We start from the raw sequence: 21,634 nt of genomic DNA, 5'->3' as shown, positions 1-21,634 counted from the left end.
ATTTCGATAAAAACACAATCTCTGGTGTGCAGCTCTATCAAGAAAGAGAAAACCGAGCGATATCTATCGCTCGGTTTTAACTGAAATCGCGTTCTTTTTAACATGCAATGTCTAAGTAAATTGCTAATCTTTTCTTAGTCCAATCTCAAGCTGAATTTGATCTAAGTCTGGAACATGGTAGCGAACATTACCTATTTTTACATATTGAAAAATTGTTTTATCTTCAATAGCATCTTCAACATCCACCACTTCAGAGATACGTAAACGAATAGAGTTCGGCATTTCATTACACATTAAAGCAAAACGGTCATCCGCCTCTTCACCTTCAATAATCAAGGCAACTCCCAAAGCCTTTCGGGGATCGCTGACACTAAAGGTGGGTAATTTCTTTTCATGCCATTCCACTATAGGAACATGAATTGGGCTGTTCTGCGCAGACAGCACCACATTCTGCGGTAACAACATTGGGTCTTTACCATAACAATTAATAATATAAGCATCAATAAACCCAGTAGACACCGTAATCAGGTGTTGCAGTTCCTGTGTACTGATTTTATCAAGCGCAGATTTTTCGATATTTCCCGCCATGAGTGCTCCTATTCAACCGTCAACAAAGCATCAATATTGGCTAATAAATCAGCCTCTTGGAATGGTTTACCCATATAGTTTGTCACCCCCAAGCTAAATGCACGTTCCCGATGTTTTTCACCTGTTCTTGAAGTAATCATAATAATTGGCAAGTCACGATGAATTTCATGATGGCGAACCAGATTGGTCACCTCGAATCCATCCATGCGTGGCATTTCAATATCTAACAGCATCAGATCTGGTTTGACATTTTCAAGTTGCTCAATCGCATCCACACCATCTTTGGCTGTAATCACATCAAAACCTTGACGTTCTAATAAACGTGACGTTACCTTACGAACGGTCACTGAATCGTCCACAATCATAATCAAGCGACGTTGATCACGATGACGTTGTTTATCCTGTTGTAGATATTCAGCACCACCTCGGCTTGAACCTTGAACTTGTCTAGCAATATTTTGCCCATCGAGAATCAAACAAACTTGACCGTCACCGAGAATCGTGGCACCTGCAATCGCATTAATTGCCGCAAATTGCTTCCCGATCGGTTTAACTACAATTTGAGAACGTGAGCCAATTAACTGATCGACCAGAATTGCAACAGATTGACCTAAACTGCCTTTAATCAATAACACTGGCAATGAATGTGCAAAACCATGCAAACGTGGTGTCACCTGATTGACTGTAAATTCACCAAGATAACGCAATTTATAACTTTGGTAATCTATATCGAAATAGTCATTTTGAGTCTCGAAATACTCTTCCAAAGCGGCTGGAGAAATTCGTACAATCCGATCAATTTGCGACAATGGAACAGCAAACTGTTGATCACCGACTTTCACCATCAATGCATCACTAACAGCAACCGTTGTAGGTACGCGGATGGTAAAAGTGGAGCCATGCCCCAATTCAGAACTTACACTGACCTGCCCACCCAACGACTTAATTTCACTTTGAACCACATCTAGTCCAACACCGCGTCCAGAAATCTGGGTAACTTGTTGCGCTGTACTAAAACCGGGATGGAAAATAAATTGTAAAATTTCCTCTGGTTCCAGATGCTGATCTGATTTAATCAAACCTTTTTCGATGGCTTTATCACGAATAATTGCAGGATCGATTCCTTTGCCATCATCCTTAAAGGAAACCAAAACGTCTGTGCCTTGACGACTAATATTCAAGTCAATTCGACCAGTCAACGACTTGCCTGCTTTTTGTCGCTGCTCTGTATCTTCAATCCCGTGGTCAATTGCATTACGCAACATATGTTCCAAAGGAGATACTAATTTTTCCAGAATATTACGATCCAATTCACCTTCGGTGTTGTTTACCAAAAGCTCAGTAGGCTTATTGACCGTCGAGGCGGTTTGACGTACCAAACGCTGTAACCGTGGCAATAAACGAGAGAAAGGAACAAGACGGGTGCGCATCAGACTTTCTTGAATTTCAGCTTGAATCCGTGATTGCTGCAATAATAAACCTTCAGTATCACGAATTTTCTCAGCCAAGGTGGTTTTAAAGTCCACCAAGTCGGATGCAGATTCAGCCAGCGATTTAGACAATTGATTCAAAGATGAATATTGGTCCATTTCCAATGGGTCAAAGTCTGCATAGCGCGCACTTAAATCACCATGCTTAGCAATAATTTGACTTTCCAGCTCACCTTCCATTCGACGAAGCTGATCTGCCAGACGTTGAATCGCTAACTCCATATCGGTCAACGTATTTCCCAATTGCCCCAAATCCATTTCAATACGCGAACGGTTAATGGCATTTTCACCAGAAAGATCGATCATCTTCTCAACCAAATCCGCAGAGATACGAATCATCTCATTGTTGGTTTCAGTTTTTTCAGAAAGATCCCATTCACCCAACATGGAAGGTGGTTCAGAACCATCGCCTTGAACAAACTCATTATTGGTCTGTTCAAAAATCAAATTGGTTCGAGATAATTTTTCTGGAAGCTGAGCAGAAACATCAACATATTGAATACGGTTTAAATTTGACTTTAAACCATCAAAATTATCGTAGCTCTTTTTAAAGATTGCTGCATCTAACCAGTGAAAAGCACTTTCCAATAAACCGTCATACACATTCGAATTAAAGTTGTGCTGACCAAATTGTTCAAAAGCATTTTCAAGCTCATAGGCAATATCCGCAACACCTTCTAATTTGACCATTTTTGCACCGCCTTTTAAGCTGTGCGCAATACGTTGCAATTGAAGCAGTAAACTACGGTTACTTCTTTGATCAAACCATTGACTTAAGATATTTAATCCATCATCAATCAACTCACGTGCTTCCTCAATAAAGGTTTCTTGAGCAACACGTTCCGCGTCGTCTAAACCATCTAATTGAATCTGTTCAACCGCAGGCTCAGCATGTTCAAGCGTAGATCGCGGTTGCTGATCAACAGCAACAACATTCAAATCTGGGGCAATAGAATCGTCGACTAAAACGATCTCATTTGCAACTTTGTCAGCTTTCTCAATCTTCGTATCATACGAGAATTGCTGTTGATCAATGTGCTGTAAAACGTCAAGAATATGTGTTGCTGGATAATCAATAGATTTTTCACGAATCAACTGAATACGATCTGCAACATCATCTTGAATTAAACGAATAGATTGAATAACGTGTGGTCCAGCTTTGAGCTGACCTTTAATCACACGCTCGTAAATTGTTTCGAGTTCATGGGCAATTAAACCAATATGCGTTGCTTGAACCATGTTTGCACCACCTTTTAAAGTGTGCAAATAACGCATTAAATTATTTAATGCAGTGGTGTCATCTGGATGACTTGACCATGTATTGAGATCATGATCCATGCCTACCAGCAGTTCATCCGCTTCCTCAATGAAAATATCAAGAACGTCGGCATCAAATTCACGCTGACTTTGCGTAGAATCAATATTTTGCTTATCTAGATTAATCTGGGTTAAGACATGATGATTGGCTGTTTCAACAGAGTTGATCTCGGATACAGTTGCTGCCACATGTTCAACTGCTGGTTCAGCACCTTGAACCTGGTCCACCTCAATGTCTTGATGTACATAATCATGAAGCTCATCCAAAATCGCCTGAGTTGCATCACTCAAACTGACACGTTGGCCAGATGCCAATGTATCAAATAAATGAATAAATTCCTGATGGGCTTTAGAGAATATTTCAAACGCATAATCTGTGTTCAGCAAATCAGACTTGGCAATAATCTGGGCATATCCATCTTTGAGTGCAAGACTGAAATCATGAATGCCTTGTGAAGCACGATTGTCAGTATGGTCGACCAGGATCTGAGCTTGTTGAATCAGTTGTTGGAAATATTCTGGATATTCAACTTGAGCGCGTTTATCAAACTCAAATTCAGCATCCAGCAACAGATCGATCTCCAAATCCACCAGTTGGGTCACTAGACCCACTTGTGGCTGATGATCTTGTTGATATTGATGTTGGAAATCATAACGTTCCCAAGCATCATTAAATTTTTGGTAAATCTGTGCTAATTGCGTATCCTGATCACCGGTTTGCTTGAGCACATGCAGATAATCACTGACGAATTCAGCATAATAGGTCAATAAAGCATTTTCATTTTTAGAAGATTCTGTATCTTCTTGAACCAGCACTTTAAACAAATGCTCAACTTTACCACTTGCTTCAAATACATCCTGAATATGCGCCATTGAAGAACTTCCACGCAAAGTGTGTAAAGCGCGAATCAAGCGATTATATTGTTCAGGGGTATGTTGTTCTAAATGCAAAAAGTCTTTGATTGTTGCCAGATGTTCTTCCGATTCTTCAACAAAAATCGTCAATGTTTCAGAGATTAGACTTTCATCGGAAGTTGATGCTGCCTCTAAAGCAGACTGTTCGGTTTGAATCAGGTCTGGTATCTCATGCCCTTCCACAGTTTCGCGGCTGGCAATTGATTCAGCTGTTTCAGCATGTTCTACAGCCGCGTCATCTCCTGCAAGCTCTAAACCTGTCACCACACTTTCATCATTGAGGGTCTGCGCAAGTGACAGTAGATCTGCCAATGCAGGTTCTAAACTATGCTTTTGCTGTAATTGCTGCCCCAAATACACCAGTGGTGCCAAATCAAGTTGATGTGGTTGTTTGTTTAAAAACTCAGCATACAATTTGAACTTATACACATTAAATACAGCACTGACATATTGTTGAATTTCAGTACTTAATTCCAAGTTTTTTGCAATTACACGATTTAATGTATCTTCAACAGTCCAAGCCAACTCCCCTGAACGCTTTGCCCCCACCATACGTCCAGAGCCTTTAAGGGTATGGAAATAGCGACGCACATTCACCAATTCCTTGTCTTTGGAATCATCACTTAGCCATTGATCAAGAGAAGCTTGCAACTGTTCAAAAATTTCTTCAAGTTCTTCTACAAAAATTTCTAAAATCTCATCGTCCTGATCAATATAGGCATCTTCAGGTAAAGTGACGTGTTCAACTAAATGTTTTAATATTTCTTTCATAGCTCAGGCTTCTATGTTAGTTCCCGATTTTGGGACTAAAACCTTTCAAAAATACAGTCAAGCTGAATGGCTTTAGAAGGCTTTTTCACTGTGCGCAATTCCTACAGTTTTATTGTAGAAATTGCGCATATCAAGTCTCAATGGTTTTAGTCTGGTAATTTAAAGTCAGAAACTGATTGACGCAATGAATCCGCCATAGTTGCCAATTCAGATACCGAACGTGCTGTATCAAACGTTGCGCCTGTCGTTTGCGAAGTAATTTCCTGTACAACATTCATCGTATTGGCGATATGACCTGCTGATGCAGACTGCAATTTCGCTGATTCAGAAATACTTTCAATCAAACCTGCCAAGTTACTCGATACCGTTTGAATTTCACCCAAGGCAACCCCTGCATCTTTTGCAAGGTTTGCACCACGTACAACCTCAGAAGTGGTTTGTTCCATTGAAATAACAGCTTCGTTGGTATCGGTCTGAATGGTTTTTACCAGTGTCTCAATCTGCTTTGTCGCAGATGCTGAACGTTCTGCAAGACGTTGTACCTCATCCGCAACCACGGCGAAACCACGACCTGCTTCACCAGCCATAGATGCTTGAATTGCAGCGTTTAATGCCAAGATGTTGGTTTGGTCGGCAATATCGTTAATCAGCGAGACAATGTTACCAATCTCTTGAGAAGACTCACCCAAACGTTTGATACGTTTTGATGTTTCTTGAATCTGTTCACGAATCGTGTCCATACCCTCAATTGAACGGTTTACAACATCTGCACCATTTGATGCAATCTGTACTGAACGTTGTGCTACTTCTGCGGATTCGGCAGCATTTGCCGATACGTGGTCAATCGATTGCGCAATTTCATTAATCGCTGTAGATGCACCAGCAATCTCTTGTGCCTGATGCTCAGATGCTTCAGCCAACTGATTGGTAATTTGTTGTGTATTCTGGGTATATTGTGCAACTTCCTGAGAAGTCTCATTGATTCGTGATACAAGGTCACGTAATTGGTCAATCGCGAAGTTGATCGAGTCGGCAATTGCACCAGTAAAGTCCTCAGATACCGTTGCATATGAACTCAAGTCACCATCAGCCAAATCGGCAATTTCATCCAATAAACGTAAAATCGCATTTTGGTTACGGTCATATTCGTCTTGTAAGCGCATTACACGTACTTTATCCGACTCACTACGTAAACCAATCAATTTAAATACAGCAAATAAGAATGCGCCTAAAGCAAACAATAGGATCAAGGCAGGTAAAATGGTGCCTACCCCGGTATTCACCGAAAGTCGATCTAAGCCTTTTAATAAATTATCCGATTCAGCAAAGATATTTGATGATGCCTGACGAACTTTAAAAATTTGATCAGAGTTCTTTAATACTGAAGTCGATGCCAATTGCACAATTTCATTGTAATCTGATTTGATGCTTTCTAAAGATTCACGCAACTCAGGCTTGTCAATACGCGTTACACCCAAGTCAGCATTACCGTTTAACTGTGCATTCAGGTATGTTCCAAAAGTTTCAGTATCGGCATTGAAGTCTTCTGCAGAAGCACGTGTATTATCTGAACCCCCTAGTACTGAACCAATAGAACGTAAGATACGTTCTGCAAGGAATACTTGGTTTTTCGCGATTACAACCTGTGTACTCGGCATGTTATCACGTGCCATTTGGTCAACCATCAAGTTATATTCAGCCTGCATGCCTGGAATCACATCTGCAACGGCGATATTGGTGTCATATAACTGGTTAATGATTTTTTGGTGGGTTGCAATCATGTCGATATCAGCAGAAACTTGATTCCAGGTTTTTTCGACCCCTTCTACTGCTTTTGATGATGCATGAATATCTTTAACAATATCCAAGTTTTCTTTAAATTTCTTTTGCGACGCCACTAAAGCATTGATCGATTCTTTTGAGCCTGAAGCTGTTGCTTCAGTTGCTTGGCGCGATAATGTTTGAGATAAAAGCTTTAATTCACCCAAACTACGAGTTAAGTCGTTATTTCGAGGAACTGTATAGAATAAAACCAAAAGTAAAATAATCGCGACGATGATGCTGACAATCGCCATTTGAATAAATGGTTTTGATTTGTCGCTTTCCCCAAATAACTTTGCAAACTCATCAATTTTCGATTTGGTTTTTGTTAATACGCCTGGACTACTTTTTTGAGCAGTATCCCCTGTATTTTTCTTTTTTAGTTTAAAGCCCATTCAGCTTCTCCCGATTCGCTTAACTCTAATTAGGCGTCAAAGCTAGTTTATAAATTTTTCTGATGCATTCATGTATTGAGGATCATTCAACAAACGACTGAATAAGAATATATTCCAAGCTTGGTTATGCTGTTGGAAATATCCTTGACAATAGGTTTGAAGCTTTTCTTCCAGTTGATTATTTTTAGAAAAAAAGCTTTTTTTATTAAAATGTTGAATCCCCAAAACCTGATCTACGACCAGACCAACATAATGGTCATTATGACTAATACATAAGACTTTTTGAGTAGGTAGAAATTGGCTTCTTTGCCCCGTTAAATAAAAAGCCAAATCGGAAACCGACAATAACCGTCCGCGAATATTCGCTAAACCTTTTACCCAGCCCTGAACATTGGGAACTGGTGTATATTTTGGCGGATAAATGACTTCCGAAACTTCCCCCAATGGAGCAACAAAATATTGCCCCATCATTTCAAATGCAATGCCTGACCATCGGTTTACTTCGCTATCATTGTCAGCGTAATTTTTATTTCCTCGCTTAGACAATCGAAGTAATTCGATAAATCCATTCGCTGCCATACATTATCCTGCTTGCAGATGCTGCTTGATTGTGCTGATCAGCTGATTTTCATCAATAGGTTTTGTTAGATAATCACAAGCGCCCTGACGTTTGCCCCACACACGGTCAGTTTCTTGATCTTTGGTACTTACAATCACAATTGGAATATGCTTCGTTGTTGCGCCACGCGCAATCTGACGAGTTGCCTGAAAGCCGTTGACTCCAGGCATTACCACATCCATTAATACAAGATCTGGTAGCTCTGCTTGTGCAATAGTAATCCCATCTGCACCATTGGTTGCTTCAATCACCTCAAATCCATGTTTAGCCAAGATTTCTTTAAATCTAAACATTTCAGTTGGTGAATCATCAACGATTAAAATTTTTGTCATTGTTTCCCCCAATTAACCGTTATGCACTCACATGGTTGCGAATTGCATTTAATAATTCATCTTTACTAAATGGTTTTGTTAAATATTCATCAGAGCCGACAACACGACCCTTTGCTTGATCAAATAAGCCATCTTTGCTTGATAGCATAATGACTGGAATGTTTTGATAATTTTGAGAATTTTTAATCAATGCACATGTTTGATAACCATCCAAACGAGGCATCATAATATCAACAAAAACAATATCTGGATTAGCTTCAGCAATCTTAGACAAAGCTTCAAAACCATCTACAGCAGTGACTACTTCACAACCTTCTCTTTGTAATAACGTTTCAGCAGTACGACGAATGGTTTTAGAATCATCGATCACCATGACTTTAAGATTTTGAAATTTTTCGTCCATTTAATGCCCCTTTCCGTAAGCTTGGAATGAATTGTGCTGTACAGATTTATTTTTACAATTAATCATGGTTTTTTAACATATATTAACTCACTTTATCAATGAACATTTCTTGTCATAAATCTCACTTCAAATAGAAAAACACAGTAAAGCTCACATAAAAAAAAATATTCTGTATTTTTTTAGAACTTAATTGTTTATTAAAATTTTGTAACCACATAAAATGATCAAAGATCGTTTTTAAAATCATATAACTGACTTTATTTTTTGGGGATGGCAAACTTCGAATGGATAGAATAATCTATTACCAAAATACTGGCTTAAAAACAAAAAAAATACGCTGTTTCACCTTAGCAATCTGTTTGATCACATGCAGTGCTGTGGCATATGCAGATGTATCGCAACCTAGAGCCGCTTGGTATCGATATTATGATAAAAACGGCGTCGCCAATATTAGTACTTCAGTCACGCCTGCACACATCAAAAATGGCTATGAAGCACTCGATCGCAATATGCAGGTGATTAAACGCAACCCCGCCTATAATGTCGAAAAAGATCTCCAACAGTCCACCTCACGCGCATCTGAAGTTCGCAAACTAGAACAAGATGCCCGTCTCAAACGTGCTTATGGAAACTCGTCCGTTGCCGCCAGCAAACGTAATGAGCTTCTCAACAACTTAAAACAGCAAATAGCACTACAAAATCAAAACCTTAAGCAATTACAAAGCGATCGAATTATATTAAAAAGACAGGAAATGGAATATTATAGAAAAGGCAATACCGTACCGTCTACGCTTAAAGATCGAATCAAGTACAATGCAGAAAATATAGATAAAACAAAAGGCTATATTGAAAATTTACAAAATAGCTATCGCACCACACAAAGCAAGTATGACGATATTATTAATCGACTAAAAAAACTTGAATAATCAACTTTTAAATCAAAAAATCCGTGCTCATTATTGAAAAAATCTTAACAAAAACCAAAGCGATCTAAATTTTCATTCAACTTTTTAAATTTAAAGCTCATGAAATACCCTTTTATGAGAAATCACGCATCAGCTGATCTTTGTATTTCAAACCAATCAGACATTAAAAATCTTCAGCTAATTTTTTATCGTATTATTTTATCGTATAATCTTCGCTTTAAATCTAAAAATTTTAGGACAGTTTCCATGCGCGCGAGTCGCTTTTTGTTTGCTACGTTGAGAGAAACCCCAAACGATGCTGAGGTCATTTCACATCAGTTGATGTTACGTGCCGGGATGATTCGTAAATTGGCTTCAGGTTTATATACTTGGCTGCCGATGGGTGTACGAGTACTCAATAAAGTTGAAGCAATTGTGCGTGAGGAAATGAATCGCGCAGGTTCATTGGAAACTTTAATGCCTGTAACACAGCCTGCTTCACTGTGGGAAGAATCAGGTCGGTATGTGCAATATGGTCCTGAACTTTTACGTTTTAAAGACCGTCACAGCAACGATTTTGTTCTAGGTCCAACACATGAAGAAGTGATTACAGATTTAGCACGCAACGAGCTAAAAAGTTATAAACAGCTTCCGATGAATTTCTACCAAATTCAAACCAAATTCCGTGATGAAATTCGCCCTAGATTTGGTGTAATGCGTTCACGTGAATTTATTATGAAAGATGCATACTCTTTCCATGTAGATCAAGCATCGCTACAAGAAACTTATGATGTCATGTATAACACATACTGTCGGATTTTCACCCGCTTAGGCTTAAATTTCCGTCCTGTTCAAGCTGATACCGGCTCGATTGGAGGCTCTGGCTCACATGAGTTTCATGTACTTGCTTCAAGTGGCGAAGATGATATCGCATTCTCTACCGAATCAGATTTCGCAGCCAATGTTGAAATGGCTGAAGCAATCTTGGTGGGTGAACGTGCAGCACCAAAACAAGCGTTTTCAATTGTCGATACACCCAATCAAAAAACCATTGCAGATGTTTCTGCCTTTCTAAATACTGATCCTGCCCATTCTGTTAAAGCATTATTGGTACAAGGCGTTGCTGACGAAAGTGGTCGCGTTCCTGTGGTTGCATTGTTCTTACGTGGTGATCATGAACTCAATGAAATCAAAGCGGAAAAGCACCCATTGATTGCAGCACCATTGACTTTTGCGACTGATGAACAATTGAAAGCATTAGATTTAACAGCTGGATTCTGCGGTCCTCAAGGACTCGTGGAAAAAGGCATAACAGTCATTGCAGATCGTGCTGCATCGGTACTTTCTGACTTTGTTGCCGGCGCAAATGAAGTAGATAAACATGCTATTGGTGTAAACTGGGAACGTGATGCTCAATTTACTGAAGTGTTTGATTTGCGTAATGTTGTAGAAGGCGATCCGTCTCCAGATGGTCAGGGCACCATCATGATCAAACGTGGTATTGAAGTGGGTCATATTTTCCAACTCGGGAAAAAATATTCTGAGGCGCTGGGCTGTAAAGTACTCGGTGATGATGGCAAACCATTAGTCGTGACCATGGGATGTTATGGTATTGGCGTAACGCGTGTAGTTGCCTCTGCAATTGAACAAAACTTTGATGACAAAGGGATTATTTGGCCTATGGCGATTGCACCTTTTGAAGTTGCCATTGTTCCGATGAATGCACAAAAATCACCACGTACACTTGAAGCTGCTGAAGCGTTATATAACGAATTACAAGCTGCAGGTTATGATGTTTTACTAGATGATCGTAATGAGCGACCAGGAGTTAAATTCTCAGATTTAGAACTCACCGGTATTCCTCATCGTATCGTGATTGGTGAGAAAGGCTTGGATGCAGGTACTTTTGAATATAAAGGTCGTAAAGATACTGATTCTGTTAATTTAAGCAAAGCAGATCTATTGGCTAAATTGGCGAAGTAATTTTACTCAACCATAAAAAACCCGCAATTTTTTGCGGGTTTTTTCATTTAAACCAATTAAAAATTAAAATTTATAAACCATTAATTTTGACTTTTAAATCAGTAACTGAGGTCCCAATTGCACCAAAATTTCCCATCGAACCATTCTGAAGACCGTTAAACACAGTAGATGTACTGGTACCACTGTTTCCCATAATCATCTGATTGATCCCTACATCAAATTTACTGGACTCGCCGGTATTACCAAAAACAAAACCACTTGATTCAACGCCTGCGTAAAAACCATTTAAAGAGAAACCATTGGTTTTATCTGTACCCGTGAGTTGAAAATTGAAGTTTGCACCAATATCACTATCGTCTGACAGCAGGGCTATAGCACAGCCCGTTCCAGCGCCACAAATGGATTGAATTGCTCCGCCAAAGGCAAGCATACGACCTTGAGGGGCATTGCCGAGTTGTAAATTCATTGTAGGTTTAATTGCAGCAAAATTGATGTCAAAACCATTGTCCATTTTCAGTATTTTAATCACATCTGATTTTTCACTGGTTCCGGTGAAAATAGATTGATACCCTGCTGGACCGGAAGATGAACTTGCACCCGCCAAATAAAGTGCAAAAGGCGAAACTTTGATACCCGTAATATTACTGCCGAAACTTAAACCAATATTCGCAAATGGTTTGCCTGCAGTACCTCCATCTGCATCCAACATTACCTTCATCGTCGGTGTGGTTGAAGCGCCCAAGAAGGTCACATTTAAACTTTGGTCTGCAAGTGTAGCTGCAGTTTTGCCAGCAACAACAAGCGATGCTTTATTTGCATCATTCACGCTTGTACCTAATCCGTCACGATCAATAACAGACAGTTGATTGATTTGAACTTTGCTAATATTTATACCGACATCAATCCCTGCCTGACCCGTTGTTTGGGAAAGACCTTGATCATCCAGGGGTTGCATCGCCATTGCAACTGGACTCAATATCAATAGTGATATACACCCTAGCTTGTTATTTTTCTTCATTATCCTAATCCTTAGGAAACTTTATATACTGCCTATCACATCACAGTCTAATCAGAAATGAACTACGATAAAAGCATAACCCGACCAATAACGCATCAATTCCGCGGAATAATATTAAACTCACTGCTTAGTCGACCACCCGTCAACGCAATTTCACCTAAACGTGCACCAGATACCAATGCGCCTGAAGCAGCTGGAGGATAAAAGTTTAAGTCTCTCGCTCTAAACACACCATCCACTGATTGTGTCGGATTAAATTGGAAGCTTGCATTAAATCCAACCTGTCCTGTACCTGAAGTTGGATTTTTACTGATGACAATCGCATTATTAAATCGAATATCACCTGTCAAGTTATCCAGACCAAGTGATGAACCATTGACAGGGTCACTGATTTGAATCGTATTATTGTTTGGAGCCAACTTCAAATCACCCACAACAGTTAAACGATTTCCTGTTCCATCATTTCTAATTTCACTATCTGGAATCAGTGATAAATCCATATCACCTCCAAAACGAAGCTTTAAGCCAAACAGTACATCATCATTTTTTGCAAAATTATTGGGGTCCGAGACACTTTTATTACCACAAGCAACGGATGCTGTCGTTACCCCAAGGGCACACGACTTGTAAGTGGTTCCAGGTAAATAGCCTGCAGCGACTTCAGCTGCCATCACCACCAACATATTTTTTAAGCTTAAATTTAAACTTCCATTTTCAACACCAACGCTACCATTTCCCTTGAGTAACATGTCGATATTTCTAAGCCCCATATAATAATCTGTAGGCTGACCATTTCGTAACCCACCATCAATCACCATAATCGATGTTGTGTTGTTACCTAGCTTAGTGGTGCCATTTTTATCAACACCTTCAGTCGTGAGTCCCAATGAAAAACCAAGCCGAGCCGTTTGACCTGAACTCGCTACACTACTTTTTGCCCCGTTTGCTGTATAAGAATAAGCTGTTGCTGCATCAACTGTCGTTCCATACATCGCTAAGTTTGCATTCAGGTTATAAAATGGTAGCGCCAAGCCCCATTGGTTATTCACACCACTATCTGTAAAAAGATTATTTGTTGCTACACCCGCACTTGTTGTAAACCGACCTCTTCGAGAAATTGCTTGGAATGCCGCCGCTCGAATAGAAGATACAACACTATAAGGCCGATTTCCCGATGTCAAAGTGCTATAAATATCCTGTTTATAGTCATTTACATTTGTTAATGACTGACCATTGGCAAAACTTGAAGTTTGGAATGTATTATTGACAGGTAAAGTCACTTGCTTTGAGTCTGTTAGGTTTAAAAATACACTGCCGGTATCAAAAGATGCACGCGTATCTTTTTGTAATCCTGTTAAATTGCCAAATTCAAACCCATAGCTATTTAAACCCGCACCGCCTATTTCTAAGGTGGTTGCATCACCACTGCCAGCAAGCATTGTATCGCTATCTTTGGTAAAGTCTGTTTTCATTCTAAATGCAATTCCAGAACTACCGACAATATCTTTACCGGTATCAGTACCTGTCGCATTCACAGCAGAACCAATAAGATTGCTTGCATTTTGTACACCGCGGAATTGCAGTGAACTGTTCACCATACGACCACTTGCACCGACACGAATCAAGCCTTTCGCGCCTGTTGGCGTATTATAGCTATCTACATCATATAAGGATGCCGCTGTAGGATTAGTGCCTTTATTATTCACCATAATTTCAAGATTTAGACCAGCATTGGAAGTTGTGGTTCCATTGCCATAAGTCCCACTATTGATAAAGCCTGCTTTTGTAGAGGCTGGATCAACAACACGGGCTAAATCAACATAACCATAAGTTGTATTTGGTGTTGCAGAATTTCCTGCAGTATTAGCACCCAAGTTTGTTTGCAACTTAAAGCCTTCAACTGCATCTACAAATGCAAATCCTTTACCTTTAAAATTGAAGTTGAAATTCTTTAAAATCAACTGATTTAATTGATTTGCAGCACTGGTTTGTCCAAGGTAAATATTGGCATTCTGCAGTCCTAAAGTCATATCCAGTTGATTCGTTTTGCTCAAAAGTCCATTGACTGTTTTTAACCCGATTATTGTATTCGATGAAGTTTGTATTGCTAAATTTCCAATTTTTGCACTACAGCGAGCGCCACTTGGATCACTGTCACAGACCCGAAATGAATCTACTGTCATGAGTACAGGAGAGAGTGATAAATCCAGATTGACTCCAGCCTGCCCGCTTGTACTCCCCATGTTCAGTTTTAAATTCGCTGTTAATGGATCTGATGGCGATGCAACGCTATTTTTTTGAATCTTGACTGTATCTGCTGTTGCCGTAAGCGCTTGACTCGTTGCATCCGCTTCTGCACGACCCGTTTGATCTGTCCAATACAATGTTTTAATATTGGCTTCCTTTAATGTCGCTTCTATATTGACACCGTCTTGACCATTTACATTTCTGAGATCTCCATCATCCAGAGCCTGAAGTGCGTAAGCAGGCACATGCATCACCCATAAGCTGAATGCCAATGTATTTAAAATAAATCTTTTTCCATGCCGTTGTTTTTGTATTTTCATCCTTAAGCCCTCAGATTTATTTTATTTAGCAGCGCTTGTTACTTGCAGAATCACAACTGAACATCATTAACTTGCCCTGAAGCGCCAGATTGCCATTCATTTGCATGCCCATAAATCCAGTTTCACGACCTGTATCGTAATTGTTTGCGGTAGAACCATTGATACCCGTTGTTTGAGGTTTTGCAGCATATGTACTGGCCTTAAAATAACCATATTGCGCTTGTGTTGCACCAGAAGAATTTTCAGTGACCGTTCCATCCGCATTGGTTTTACTGGTGAATTCATCTTTTTCAATAGAAAGCGAGTTAAAGCCAAAGTTACGGATCTGTATCGGCTTATCTGCATCAAAAGATAACTGAACAGCTGGTTTAATCATCTGTAAATCATTGGTATTTTTATAAACTAAATCAGCACCATCCAAACCCAATTTCTGAATATTAATAGTTCCCTGAATTCCTTTAAATACCACCCAGAGTTTTTTTCCTTGAGTACTGCTCGCAACACCATTCGCATCTACATAACGATTGTTTACCGATAATGCTAAGTGGCAAAATTGAAATTTCTCACAAACTCCACCAACACCATTATCAAACTTATAAGCATTATTGGTTGTGTAAAATGAATCATTGGCATTAATTTGATTCAGTACCAATTTTAAAGATAAATCTGCACCTGCCTGCCCTTCGACTTGCTGTAGATCTTGATCGGATAACGCTTCCAGAGCAACTGCATGGGCGCTCAATAAGCCAGTGAGAATAAGGAGTACTGCTTTTTTCATCATAATTCTTCCTATCCTATAAGCCTTTAGTCGTTATTTTCATATGTTGGATCAACATGCCATCAATGACCGCGGAACCCAAATTATTCTGTGCATTTGAAGTTGCTGCATTGCTTAATTGATTAAATGAAATTCCAACAGCACCCGCACTCTTATCAGCAAGTAAAGTTTTACCGGCATCAGGACTATAAACGGTTCCTATGCTAATACTACTGTGCGTCGCTGTACTCCCTTGGTAACCTGAAATTGAACTTGTACCGCAATTATAAACATTACAAGTCGATCCTTTATAGCTCGTATCCGCGCCTGTATAATCCGTATATATCTGTTTATAAATTGATTCTTTATTCGGAATTCGAGCAAGTTCCAAACTAAAATTTGTTCCATCAGAACCCAGAATAAGTGGCTGATATAATGAACCCAATACTAAATTTGTATTCAGGTTATAAATATAAATACCTTCTTTATCTGAAAAAGTGGGTGCTAAACCGCCATTGATTGCAGGAGTAGATAATATGTCTTGCGCTGTACCTGTTGTACAGCCATTCAAGTTTCCTACCCCACATTCTTGGGTACTTAAACGCAACACATGATTCATCAAGTTTACAGGCATAGTCCACGAATTTGATGTAGATGTTCCCAATAATTTAGAACCATCACCACTATTCAACCGTATAACGCCAGCGAGTCCTAAAGTATTATTATAGAAAGCACTCATCCCACCTGTATTGGTCGCACCGCCTAGTGTCTGGAACAGTTGAATTTTACTGCCATTCAGTCCAAAACCATTAAAAATACCCTGTAAACGAATACGGTTTGCACGTCCTGTTGCGGTTGTACTAAATCCCTCACCTAAATTAAATTGGTTTGAGTCCTTATCTGGTTTACTTTGATCACGTACGAAACCATCTGCCCATAGCGCTAGTTTAAGGTTATATGCATCCTCACCGCCTGCATCATTGACAAATGCATTTGTAGTCACGGTCCTTTTATCAGCCGCAAATGTATAGATATTTTCATATAATGGTGCTTCAAAATTTAAATAGGTTACCGAATTACTCCCTGTACCAAAATCTGGAATATTTTGATCCGTTTTTACATTAAATATCCAAGGATTTGTTGCAGTTCCCCAACTTTTAATTGCAGCATTTGCTACACCACTCGTTTGTCCTGAATCCAACCGTAGATTTGCATTATTGGTTGCATTTTTAGACAAAGCTAAACCGTATAAATATAAATCTGCCTTACCCACTGAGTGATCACTGCTATTCACAACGCCATCTTTATTGGTATCTTGTACGATTGATGACAACGGCCCTACAGGCACATAATAAATATATCCGGTATCTAAACTACGATCGGTCAGTATTGTATTTTGCGACTGGTTTACGCCGGCACCTTGAAACACCATATAGGCATCTTTAGGTAATAAGGCGATACCTTCACCTGTGGTATCACTTAGTTTTTCATCAGACATGACTTCCAATGCGAAGCACGATTGGGCAATGGCTAAGCCAACAAAACCAGCCAAAACTGTTTTATGAAATTTTGCCGTATAATTGAGTGTAGTCATCTATGACCTTCCTGTGTTATACGATGCTCCGCACCATATTTTATTTTATTTCTTAATCTCTACATCACTGTACATTATGGTCTTTCCCTACCCATACAGTTGTGTTATCTATATCACACTTTATCTTATGCAATATTTTTCATTATGCCAAAGTCTTTTATGTAAAATACACGATTTTCCGATAAACGTAATTTTAAAAAATAGAAAAAAAGCAATAGAACATTTGCTTCTATTGCTTTTTAAATTTGATGATCATGTTTAACAGAATTTTAAAGTACCATAACAGTTTGGGGTAAAATTTTGATTTTTTAATGATAAATTTTTCATTGCCATATCAACTGCATTGGCATTATTTGGTAAATTTGCTGTTCCCAAAGGAATATTCCCAGCAAGACAGCTTAATGCAAAAGTACCACAATACACCCAATTATCAGCCAAAAAGTTATTTACTTCTAACAAAGCATCTTTAACAGTTGGCATAGCAATATCAATATTTTTATTGGGTGTAATATCACCAATATCAATTGGATTAGAAATTTCAAGCCACCATCCTTTACGAGCTATAGATTCAGCTCCTGGCCACCTAATATCTTGAGATTGCATAGACAACAAAACAGGAGTTCCATTTAATGTTGCTTTATGAAACAATCCTAAACTTTCATCAATAGTAGCATTTACCTTAAGATTATTTAAAACTCCGCTCGTATCTCCCGAAATTTTAATTCCTAAAAGAGTGGTGTCAGCTGCCAACTGACCAGAAAGTTTAATATCATTAACAGTAGTCGATGCATTCAAAATTGCAGAACTCATACGTTTACCTTCAATTGGCTGTTGAGGTAAACTAAGAATCGCTTGTTGAGACGGGGTTAATGTAATATCATAACTTGTTGTTTTATAAGTTGTTCTAACAACTCCACAACCACCAAATATTGACGTACTACATGCTTTACCCGCAAGAACTATACCTGTAGGATTCATCGCTCCGTTTTGTGTAATTGTCAATGGGTTTATAGTCGCCTTTCCAGTTTGAGGTGCGATCATCATATACCCACTTAGGCTATTAATCCCATTAGGGATACCATTATTAGAACTATCAACTAAATTTTCAGTTCCAAACGTCATAAGACCTGTAGCTTTCTCAGAACTTAAATTAATTCCTATAACTTCGCGCGTCGAAGCACTATTTGGGTTTTTAATTGCAAACTGTATAAAAGGATTGGTCAACACGGCACTTGAGCCCACACGTGCCGCTCGGTCACTCGTACTATTTGTATTTGAGGTTGCAGAATTCCCTAAGCCACTTAGACTTAAATTATCAATATCTATATCGCAGTTTCCTGCACCATTAACACCACCACACCCCAACTGTAGCTTTTTTATATTGGCATTTAATTCTAATTCTGCTTCCAAGCCTAATTTATAAAAACCAACATTCTTTTCACTGCCCAAACGCTTAGCTTCAAGATTAGTCGCATCTGTCGGTGCAATATAAGACAAACTCATCAGTGCTTGACCTGTCGTATCAGAAAGTTGCTCATCGGACATACTTTGCAAAGTCGTTGAATTTGCGTAGGCAACAGACACACTTAGAGAAATAAGTGCTATACAAAAAGGTTTTATTTTAAGCATGAACATCTCCTTATCCTTAGACTATGTTCAAAATTGTCACACTCTATTTCTTTTAGTAGCAAAAGTTAGTTTTAAAAAAAACTTCATAAAACTTCAAACTTTAACAGTAAAAATGTATTTTAATTTTCAATAGAGCAATATAATATGAGCAAATTATCACACTTTTTTTGATTTTTGATGTATTTCCGATAAAATGAAAAATTAAATAAAACCCATTATTTATCAAGCACTTAAAAAATATAATTATAAAATTCATCAACTTCAGTCTATAACTTCCTCCGCCAAGACACTGTATTTTATCATTTTTTAAATACATGTCTTTATCTAAAGTCATCTATCAGATTTTTATTTCGTACTATTTTTTTAAAATTAAACTTCACAATAAGAATTAAATATTAGAATGCAAAGGATAATCACCTATTTTAATTGATTTAATAAGTAGAAACTCTGAATCCATATCACTGTTTAAATTTAGGTGGCTTACCATCAATAGACCACTAGAGTTATCCATTATTATAAAAATTTGCTATACACTTCTATAACCTTCAATATCTCAAAATAAGTGCTCGTTGGGTTACTAGAGAAAATCAACCAACACATGCAGTAATTTACAGTTATTATCATCAATAACAATGTGAATTTGATAACTGTGACTTTGATTAAATTGGTCATGTATAAAGTACGTTGACCACGATTGATTTACTGCTTATGGATCTTTAAGTGAGGATTATCCTAAAGTCTTCAACAAGATTTTTCAAAGATAGAAAAAGAGAACAATAACTTATTATAAAATGAAAGTGGCTGGCTTTATCAGCGAGCCTAACTCTCAAAAGCATCGTATATAGTTAATGTAAAGGATTTTATTCTTATGACTTTTGCTTAAAAATTTAATACAGTACATTCTCAAGATACATCTAGAAGAACTTGTAATTAACAAAACTTTAATGTTCCATAACAATTTGGTGTAAAAGATTGGTTAACTAATTTCAAGTCACTTAATGCCATAGGAACAGCAGCATTAGCTCCCAGAGCCATAGTCTTTGTATCAATCGTTCCGCTGAATACGCATCCCAACACAGTAAGCCCACAATTGATAGGATGAGCAGTTAAATAATCACTTACCTTTCCTAGCGTAGCGCTCAACGTATTTGTTGCGATTGTTACTGGACCATCTGGAGTAACATCACCGATATCTATTGGATTCGAAAACTCCAACCACCACCCTCTTTGAGCAACAGAGACCCCACTTGTCCACTGAATATCTTGTGACTGCAAGGATAAGGAAGCAGGCGTTCCATTTAGACTTGCTTTATGGAAATATCCTAAATTCTCATCAATCGAAACATTAACCACTAAGTTATCTAGAACTCCTACAATATTTTTGTCGCCTAATTCTATATTTCCCAAACCTGTTAATCTTGGATTAAGTGTTCCTGATAATTGAATTCCATTTACAATTGCTGTGCCATATAAACTCGCTGATGAAATTCGTTTTCCAGTAATAGGTTGAACAGGTAAATCCAAAGCACCTTTATTGGGAACATTGATACTCAAATTATATTTTTGAGAAGCTATACCAATATCACAGCATAATGTTCCTGTCGCTTTTCCAGTAATGTCTACACCTGTTCCCACTGTACATCCGCTAGCGCTAGTATTATAACAAATTCCAGACATTGAATTAACACTAACTGAACCACCAGCTCTAGCAATTTGCATATAACCACTTAAAGAATTAATACCATTTTTAGTAGTGGTATTCTCTTGCCCAAAAGTTAACAAACCAATTGCTTTTTCTGAACTCAAATTAATTCCTACGATTTCACGAGTAGACGCACTATTTGGGTTTTTTATAGCGAATTGAATAAAAGGATTGGTTAAAACAGCACTTGAGCCTACACGTGCAGCTCGATCAGAAGAACTATCTGTATTTGATGTTGCTGAATTTCCTAAACCACTCAAACTTAGATTATCAATATCAATATCACACCCGCCTGCTCCATTTACTCCACCACAGCCTAATTGTAATTTCTTGATATTTGCATTAAGTTCAAGGTCAGCTTCTAAACCCAGTTTATAAAACCCAATATTTTTTACCCCACCATCACGTTTAGATTCTAAGTTATTTGAATCAGTTGGCGATGTATAGGTCAGACTCATCAACGCCTGTCCTGTCGTTTCTGACAATTGCTGATCTGTGAGTGGCTGCAGCGTAGCTGCATGGCTTGAGCCTATGACAAAGCCACTGAATGCAACCAATGCGAGACTTAAATATTTGAACTGGGACATAATATGCTTCCATCCTGAGCAAAGCTTGACCTTATTTTTATCTTTATGCTAAATGTTCATTCAATCCCAATCTGAATAACACAATATAAATCACATTATATTTAGCATATATTTAATGATTTTATTTGTAGCATAGATTAAAGTTTACACCGAGAAAATATTTGTATATTCCGATAAAAATCATTAATTTAAAATAAATTAACAAACATTTAAATTATTTTAAACACTCCACTTTATTGAG

Annotated in this window: 14 protein-coding genes; 2 read left to right on the top strand and 12 right to left on the bottom strand. The window is 38.3% G+C overall.

Annotated elements, in window-relative coordinates; all coding sequences use genetic code 11:
• Positions 1-123: 123 nt before the first annotated feature.
• From IMO47_RS14280 to pilG, 6 genes are all read right to left on the bottom strand, one after another.
• Entirely contained in the window at positions 124-588 is a 465-nt protein-coding gene (locus IMO47_RS14280) for a hypothetical protein (protein WP_196077412.1), read from the bottom strand.
• An 8-nt stretch (positions 589-596) separates the two neighbouring features.
• Entirely contained in the window at positions 597-5,081 is a 4,485-nt protein-coding gene (locus tag IMO47_RS14275; protein WP_196077413.1) for an Hpt domain-containing protein, read from the bottom strand.
• Positions 5,082-5,227: 146 nt separating this feature from the next.
• Positions 5,228-7,297: a methyl-accepting chemotaxis protein gene (locus tag IMO47_RS14270; RefSeq protein WP_196077414.1), complete on the bottom strand. Its 2,070-nt coding sequence runs from the start codon at positions 7,295-7,297 to the stop codon at positions 5,228-5,230.
• Between the two features lie 42 nt (positions 7,298-7,339).
• A complete protein-coding gene (locus tag IMO47_RS14265; RefSeq protein ID WP_196077415.1) occupies positions 7,340-7,876 on the bottom strand; it encodes a chemotaxis protein CheW in 537 nt (178 codons plus the stop codon).
• Between the two features lie 3 nt (positions 7,877-7,879).
• Positions 7,880-8,248, bottom strand: coding sequence for a response regulator (locus tag IMO47_RS14260; protein ID WP_004827615.1), 369 nt, complete (start codon positions 8,246-8,248; stop codon positions 7,880-7,882).
• A gap of 19 nt (positions 8,249-8,267) precedes the next feature.
• Complete coding sequence (gene pilG, locus IMO47_RS14255) at positions 8,268-8,651, bottom strand: twitching motility response regulator PilG (protein ID WP_196077416.1); 384 nt, start codon at positions 8,649-8,651, stop codon at positions 8,268-8,270.
• A 284-nt stretch (positions 8,652-8,935) separates the two neighbouring features.
• On the opposite strand from pilG, the gene IMO47_RS14250 reads away from it, so the two are divergent.
• On the top strand, positions 8,936-9,577 hold the full coding sequence (locus tag IMO47_RS14250; RefSeq protein ID WP_196077417.1) for a hypothetical protein: 642 nt from the start codon (positions 8,936-8,938) through the stop codon (positions 9,575-9,577).
• A 246-nt stretch (positions 9,578-9,823) separates the two neighbouring features.
• Positions 9,824-11,539, top strand: a complete 1,716-nt coding sequence (locus tag IMO47_RS14245) for a proline--tRNA ligase (protein WP_196077418.1) — start codon at positions 9,824-9,826, stop codon at positions 11,537-11,539.
• A gap of 70 nt (positions 11,540-11,609) precedes the next feature.
• Here IMO47_RS14245 and IMO47_RS14240 read toward each other — a convergent pair whose 3' ends face one another.
• From IMO47_RS14240 to IMO47_RS14215, 6 genes are all read right to left on the bottom strand, one after another.
• The gene (locus IMO47_RS14240; RefSeq protein WP_196077419.1) at positions 11,610-12,557 is read right to left on the bottom strand and encodes a DUF6160 family protein; all 948 of its coding nucleotides are present in this window, start codon (positions 12,555-12,557) and stop codon (positions 11,610-11,612) included.
• Positions 12,558-12,652: 95 nt separating this feature from the next.
• Positions 12,653-15,124: a DUF6160 family protein gene (locus tag IMO47_RS14235; RefSeq protein ID WP_196077420.1), complete on the bottom strand. Its 2,472-nt coding sequence runs from the start codon at positions 15,122-15,124 to the stop codon at positions 12,653-12,655.
• Between the two features lie 25 nt (positions 15,125-15,149).
• Positions 15,150-15,902, bottom strand: coding sequence for a hypothetical protein (locus IMO47_RS14230; protein ID WP_196077422.1), 753 nt, complete (start codon positions 15,900-15,902; stop codon positions 15,150-15,152).
• 16 nt (positions 15,903-15,918) lie between these two features.
• The gene (locus IMO47_RS14225; protein ID WP_196077421.1) at positions 15,919-17,475 is read right to left on the bottom strand and encodes a hypothetical protein; all 1,557 of its coding nucleotides are present in this window, start codon (positions 17,473-17,475) and stop codon (positions 15,919-15,921) included.
• Positions 17,476-17,733: 258 nt separating this feature from the next.
• Positions 17,734-19,104 (bottom strand): hypothetical protein, encoded by a 1,371-nt coding sequence (locus IMO47_RS14220; RefSeq protein ID WP_196077175.1) that lies wholly within the window; start codon positions 19,102-19,104, stop codon positions 17,734-17,736.
• Positions 19,105-20,034: 930 nt separating this feature from the next.
• Positions 20,035-21,393: a hypothetical protein gene (locus IMO47_RS14215; protein WP_196075842.1), complete on the bottom strand. Its 1,359-nt coding sequence runs from the start codon at positions 21,391-21,393 to the stop codon at positions 20,035-20,037.
• Between the last annotated feature and the right edge of the window lie 241 nt (positions 21,394-21,634).

The sequence above is a fragment of the Acinetobacter sp. Res13-Abat-PEC15-P4-01 genome (assembly GCF_015676285.1).
GTDB classification, from domain to species: Bacteria; Pseudomonadota; Gammaproteobacteria; order Pseudomonadales; family Moraxellaceae; genus Acinetobacter; species Acinetobacter nematophilus.
This window is presented reverse-complemented; position numbering and strand designations above follow the sequence as displayed.

Bases quoted from the DNA above. Each gene is read 5' to 3' on its own strand.
- IMO47_RS14280 (WP_196077412.1), bottom strand. From the start codon at position 588: ATGGCGGGAAATATCGAAAAATCTGCGCTTGATAAAATCAGTACACAG.
- IMO47_RS14275 (WP_196077413.1), bottom strand. From the start codon at position 5,081: ATGAAAGAAATATTAAAACATTTAGTTGAACACGTCACTTTACCTGAA.
- IMO47_RS14270 (WP_196077414.1), bottom strand. From the start codon at position 7,297: ATGGGCTTTAAACTAAAAAAGAAAAATACAGGGGATACTGCTCAAAAA.
- IMO47_RS14265 (WP_196077415.1), bottom strand. From the start codon at position 7,876: ATGGCAGCGAATGGATTTATCGAATTACTTCGATTGTCTAAGCGAGGA.
- IMO47_RS14260 (WP_004827615.1), bottom strand. From the start codon at position 8,248: ATGACAAAAATTTTAATCGTTGATGATTCACCAACTGAAATGTTTAGA.
- pilG (WP_196077416.1), bottom strand. From the start codon at position 8,651: ATGGACGAAAAATTTCAAAATCTTAAAGTCATGGTGATCGATGATTCT.
- IMO47_RS14250 (WP_196077417.1), top strand. From the start codon at position 8,936: ATGGATAGAATAATCTATTACCAAAATACTGGCTTAAAAACAAAAAAA.
- IMO47_RS14245 (WP_196077418.1), top strand. From the start codon at position 9,824: ATGCGCGCGAGTCGCTTTTTGTTTGCTACGTTGAGAGAAACCCCAAAC.
- IMO47_RS14240 (WP_196077419.1), bottom strand. From the start codon at position 12,557: ATGAAGAAAAATAACAAGCTAGGGTGTATATCACTATTGATATTGAGT.
- IMO47_RS14235 (WP_196077420.1), bottom strand. From the start codon at position 15,124: ATGAAAATACAAAAACAACGGCATGGAAAAAGATTTATTTTAAATACA.
- IMO47_RS14230 (WP_196077422.1), bottom strand. From the start codon at position 15,902: ATGAAAAAAGCAGTACTCCTTATTCTCACTGGCTTATTGAGCGCCCAT.
- IMO47_RS14225 (WP_196077421.1), bottom strand. From the start codon at position 17,475: ATGACTACACTCAATTATACGGCAAAATTTCATAAAACAGTTTTGGCT.
- IMO47_RS14220 (WP_196077175.1), bottom strand. From the start codon at position 19,104: ATGCTTAAAATAAAACCTTTTTGTATAGCACTTATTTCTCTAAGTGTG.
- IMO47_RS14215 (WP_196075842.1), bottom strand. From the start codon at position 21,393: ATGTCCCAGTTCAAATATTTAAGTCTCGCATTGGTTGCATTCAGTGGC.